The following is a 4,738-nucleotide window of genomic DNA, read 5'->3' on the forward strand; positions in this document are numbered from 1 at the left end:
CCTCGGTATCGAAGTCGACGACGCGCTTGAGATGGCAGAGCAGACCGAAGTGTGACAAACCTCTGGCCGGCGAGGGGGCGCTTGCCGGCCATCTACGGACGTTGGCTTATGCCGTAACGCCGACGCTCAAGCATCAGTTCCACCCGGCTATCGGACGCCTGTGCGGAAGCGCACATACTGTGACGAAGCTTTTCCATACCGTCTTCAACGTTGAAACCGCGCATCGCGGAAATGCACCGGAGACGATTTTGGCATCACTACTTTATGGTGCCGATTGGGCCGGCGGGCTGGTGTTGGCGGTCGGAATATTCATAAGTATCCTGATCGCCCTGGAGCTCGGCCGGCTGGTGTGGCAATGGCAGGTTTCCTCCGGTCGCGAACCGGAGACAACGGGCGTCAGCGCGGTCGCAAGCGCGATATTCGCACTGCTTGGGCTATTGATCGCCTTCACCTTTTCCGGGGCGGCAAGCCGCTTTGATATGCGGCGTACGCTGATCGTCCAGGAAGCCAACGATATCGGCACTGCTTACCTGCGTCTGGATCTGCTACCGCCACCAGCACGTAGTGAGTTGCAGGAGATATTCCGGCAATATCTCGATGCCCGGCTTGACGCCTATCGAGCCGTCCCTAACCGCAAACGCGTCGAGGCTTCCTTGGTACGTTCGGACGTGCTGCGTGAACGCCTCTGGACAAGATCCGTAACGGAGTCCCAGCGAACCGCTAGTACGGCGGCCACCATGCTTCTGTTACCAGCCCTCAATGCAGCATTCGACACGGCATCGACCCGACTCGCCGCAACAAAGGAACATCCACCCGTCGTCATCTTCGGCATGCTTTTCGCGCTTTGCTGGGTTGGGGCCTTGTTTGCGGGCTATGGCATGGCCAGCCGCAGTCCTCGAAACTGGTTGCATGCGCTTTTTTTCGTGGCCTCGCTGACGGTGACCCTCTATGTCATCGTCGACTTGGAGTTTCCGCGGCTGGGCATGATCCGCGTTGACACTTTCGATAAGGTGTTGCAGGAAGTCCGCAATGGAATGCGATGACCATTGACGCCAGGAAGCCTGCGCCCAGATGGTGCAAAGATGGTGGTCTGTGGAAATGTTAGATTTGTGACACGTTTCATAGCACAATTCTGTGCATGAAACGATCCTTGCATCCGACCCGGACCGTCGCCATGGGCTTCCTGCTGGCCATCATGGCAGGCAGCGTACTGTTGATGTTGCCTTGGTCACGCGTCGATGGCGGGAGCGCGCCCTGGCTCACCGCATTCTTTACCGCAGTCTCGGCGGTCTGCGTGACTGGCCTAGTTATCGTCGACACGGGAACTTACTGGTCCGGATTCGGCCAAGCGGTGATCATGGCACTGTTCCAGCTTGGCGGCTTTGGGATGATGACGGCCTCCACCCTTCTGGGCCTGATGGTCAACCGCTCGCTGCGATTGCGTGCTAGGTTGATTACCCGGGTTGAAACCCATACGATCAGTTTGGGTGACGTCACCGGCGTGGCGAAGCTGGTGCTGGTGGTGACATTGAGTTTAGAGGCGATCATCGCGGTGTGGCTAGCCTCGAGGCTGCATCTCACCTATTCCCTTCCTTGGCACGAAGCAGCGTGGATTGGTTTGTTTCATTCCATATCGGCCTTCAACAACGCCGGCTTCTCAACCCACGCAGACAGTCTTACACGCTATGCGGCCGATTTCTGGGTACTTGGGCCGGTGATGGTGGCAATCGTCATCGGCGGCATCGGTTTCCCCGTGCTGCAGGATTTGCGGAACAAGATTGCCGATCCACGCCGGTGGTCCCTGCATAGCAAGCTAACCTTGTCGGTTACAGGGGTGCTTCTAGCAACGGGTATTCTTGGCCTGCTGTTGTTCGAATGGAATAACCCAAGAACGCTCGGCGCCATGCCGACTGCAGGTAAGCTGTTGTCCGCGACATTTGCGTCCGTCTCCGCCCGTACCGCCGGATTCAACTCAATCGACATCGGCGCGCTAACTCATGAAAGCCTGGCGCTGCATTTTTTCTTGATGTTCGTTGGCGGAGGTAGCGCCAGTACCGCCGGCGGAGTCAAGGTTGGCACCATTGCAATACTCGCATTGCTGGTGCTCGCTGAGATCCGCGGTCGTGGCGACACTGAGGCGTTCGGGCGGCGCGTTAGCAACTCGGCACATAGGCAGGCGATCACCGTGCTGGCACTGGGAAGCGCCCTAATTACGGCGGGAACACTCACCATTCTATTCGTTACCGAGTTGCCGACTGATCAGGTCATCTTTGAAGTCATTTCAGCTTTCGGTACAGTTGGCTTGTCGACTGGCATCACAGCGGACCTTCCGGCTTCCGCTCAGCTTACGCTGACCGCGCTCATGTACGCAGGCCGGGTCGGCACCATTACGCTCGCCGTATCGTTGGCGATGGGCGAGCATCGCACGCCATACCGCTACCCTGAGGAGCACCCAATTGTTGGCTAGGTTATTTACCGAGCAATTCTCTTTTTCTGCAGGAGACAGCGTCGTTGTGATCGGGCTCGGACGTTTCGGCAGCTCAGTTGCGCAATCGCTAATCCGCCTCGGCCACGATGTCATGGGGATCGACAAGGATGCCGATCTTGTGCAGCGCTGGTCAAATGCGTTGACCTACGCAGTCCAAGCTGACTCGACTGATGTGGCTGTGATGCGCCAACTCGGCGTGGCGGATTTCTCTCACGCCATAGTCGCGATCGGCACAGACATGTCGTCCAGCCTGATGACTTTGATGTCACTGACCGAACTTGAGATCAAGGATATCTGGGTCAAGGCCTTTACCCCTGAGCATGGTCAGATCGCGCAACGCATCGGTGCGCACCATGTGGTTTATCCAGAAGCGGACATGGGTGCACGAGTTGCACATTTGATCACCGGTCGCATGATCGATTTCATCGAATTCGACGATGGCTTTGCCATCGCTAGGATCCATGCGCCAACTTCAACCCACAATAAGGCGCTGTTGGTGTCCAGGGTGCGCGAGAAATTCGGCGTTACCGTGGTGGGCATCAAGCGTCCCAACGAAGAGTTTGAACATGCGACAGCAACCACCACGATCCAGCCGGGAGACTTGCTGGTCGTCTCCGGGCCGACTAGCAAGATCGAACGATTCGCTGGCAGTACGGAAAAACAATAGCGGTGCGCACTTGTCATGGCTTGGACTGGTGGCTGATAGGCGCCCATGATTTAGTCCACCCCAACATCACCATACCAGTAGTAGCAGGCTCGCTTGCGCCGCGAGCGCGTCTTACCGTAACGGGCGAATCAACTCCCTGCCTGTCCTAGCGGACATCGATTCTGTAGCAACTTCCCACGCCGATGCACGCGTAGCCCCTTCAGTCGGACGCCGCCGCAGTAGATTCGTCGGCTCGTTCCATGCTCGGTCTTCGGCCCCTGGCATAAATGAAACCCCAGGTCAGCCCTATGGTGGCAGCTATCGCCGATGCCAAGAGCACGCCAAGCTTGGCAGCCCCAAGTAGGTTGACATCCTCGAACGCAAGCGTGGCGATGAATATCGACATCGTGAAGCCGATGCCGGCCAGTAGTCCAACCAGGCATACGCCGCGCCAGGTCACGTCGGGCGGCAACTGGCACCAGCCCAGGCGTACGGCCAGCCAGCTGACCGACACGATGCCGAGAGGTTTGCCTACGACCAGTGCAAGGACAACACCAAACATCGCGCCTAGCGATCCGCCGCTAGTGAGATCGACGCCATCAATGCTCACTCCGGCATTTGCCAAGGCAAAGAGCGGCATGACAAGGTAGGCGACCCAAGGGTGAAGCGCCATCTGTACACGGATCACGGGCGGTAGTAGCTCCCGCTGGGCGTGACGCAGTTGCTTAAGCGGTGCCGCGATGTGTTCTGGTTTAGGTGTCCGAGCGGTCGCGCGAGCGCGCAGATCAAGGAGCGCACGCATGGCCACATCCAAAGGCCGTTCTCGCGTGCGACCGGGCAGTACCGGCGTCATCATGCCAAGCACGACGCCAGCGAGCGTCGGGTGGGCACCGGTCTTCAGCATTCCCAGCCACAGAATGGCCCCCGGTACGACGTAAGCATAGGCGGTTCCGACGCCGATCCATTGCAGCCCCAGGACCATTAGAATACCTGTACCTGCAACAAGAAGCCCCCCATAGTCCAACCCGCCCGAGAAGGCCACTGCGATAATCAGGACCGCGACAATGTCGTCGATGATCGCCAGCGCGAGCAGGAACACTCGAACGTTGCCGGGTATGGATTTGCCGAGTAACGCGAGCACCCCGACGGCGAACGCGATGTCAGTAGCGGTTGGCACCGCCCAACCCTGGCGCTGGGGCATCTCTGTGTTTATCGCGAGGTAGATCAACGCGGGGACGATCACGCCACCAAGCGCCGCAGCCATTGGCAGGGCCGAAAGGCGCACGTTCGCCAGCGCTCCCTCATGGATTTCGCGCCGGATTTCCATCCCAACGACGAGAAAGAAGATGGTCATCAGGGCGTCGTTGATCCAAAAATGCAGGGATTGCGATACCAGATGGCTACCTATCCCGAATGAGAGCGGGGTATGCCATAGGGCGTGGTAGCTGTGGGAAGCGGAGGAATTCGCCCAAAGTAGCGCGATCCCGGCGGCGGCGAGCAGGACAATGCCGCTGACGGCCTCGATATGAAGAAAATGTTCGAGCGCCGAGAATGCCTTCTCGGCTAAAACTTGAGCACGCGGCAATGGTTGCCGTGGTGGGGGC

At 58.6% G+C, this 4,738-nt stretch carries 4 protein-coding genes; 3 read left to right on the forward strand and 1 reads right to left on the reverse strand.

The genetic code is table 11. The annotated features are described in order from the left end of the window. The 3 genes from AC3WRI_RS32760 to AC3WRI_RS32770 form a co-directional block, all read left to right on the forward strand. On the forward strand, nt 1–1,043 hold a 1,043-nt coding region (locus tag AC3WRI_RS32760; protein WP_492294999.1), incomplete at its 5' end, for a bestrophin-like domain. A 131-nt stretch (nt 1,044–1,174) separates the two neighbouring features. Next, on the forward strand, nt 1,175–2,467 hold the full coding sequence (locus AC3WRI_RS32765) for a TrkH family potassium uptake protein (protein WP_246840263.1): 1,293 nt from the start codon (nt 1,175–1,177) through the stop codon (nt 2,465–2,467). Beyond that, entirely contained in the window at nt 2,457–3,155 is a 699-nt protein-coding gene (locus AC3WRI_RS32770; protein WP_492295001.1) for a potassium channel family protein, read from the forward strand. The genes AC3WRI_RS32765 and AC3WRI_RS32770 overlap by 11 nt, the downstream gene beginning before the upstream one ends. A 199-nt stretch (nt 3,156–3,354) precedes the next feature. Here AC3WRI_RS32770 and nhaA read toward each other — a convergent pair. Then, nucleotides 3,355–4,738: Na+/H+ antiporter NhaA (nhaA, locus tag AC3WRI_RS32775; protein WP_492295003.1), on the reverse strand; the 1,384-nt coding region annotated here is incomplete at its 5' end.

The sequence above is a fragment of the Cupriavidus sp. FW305-27 genome, assembly GCF_058787995.1.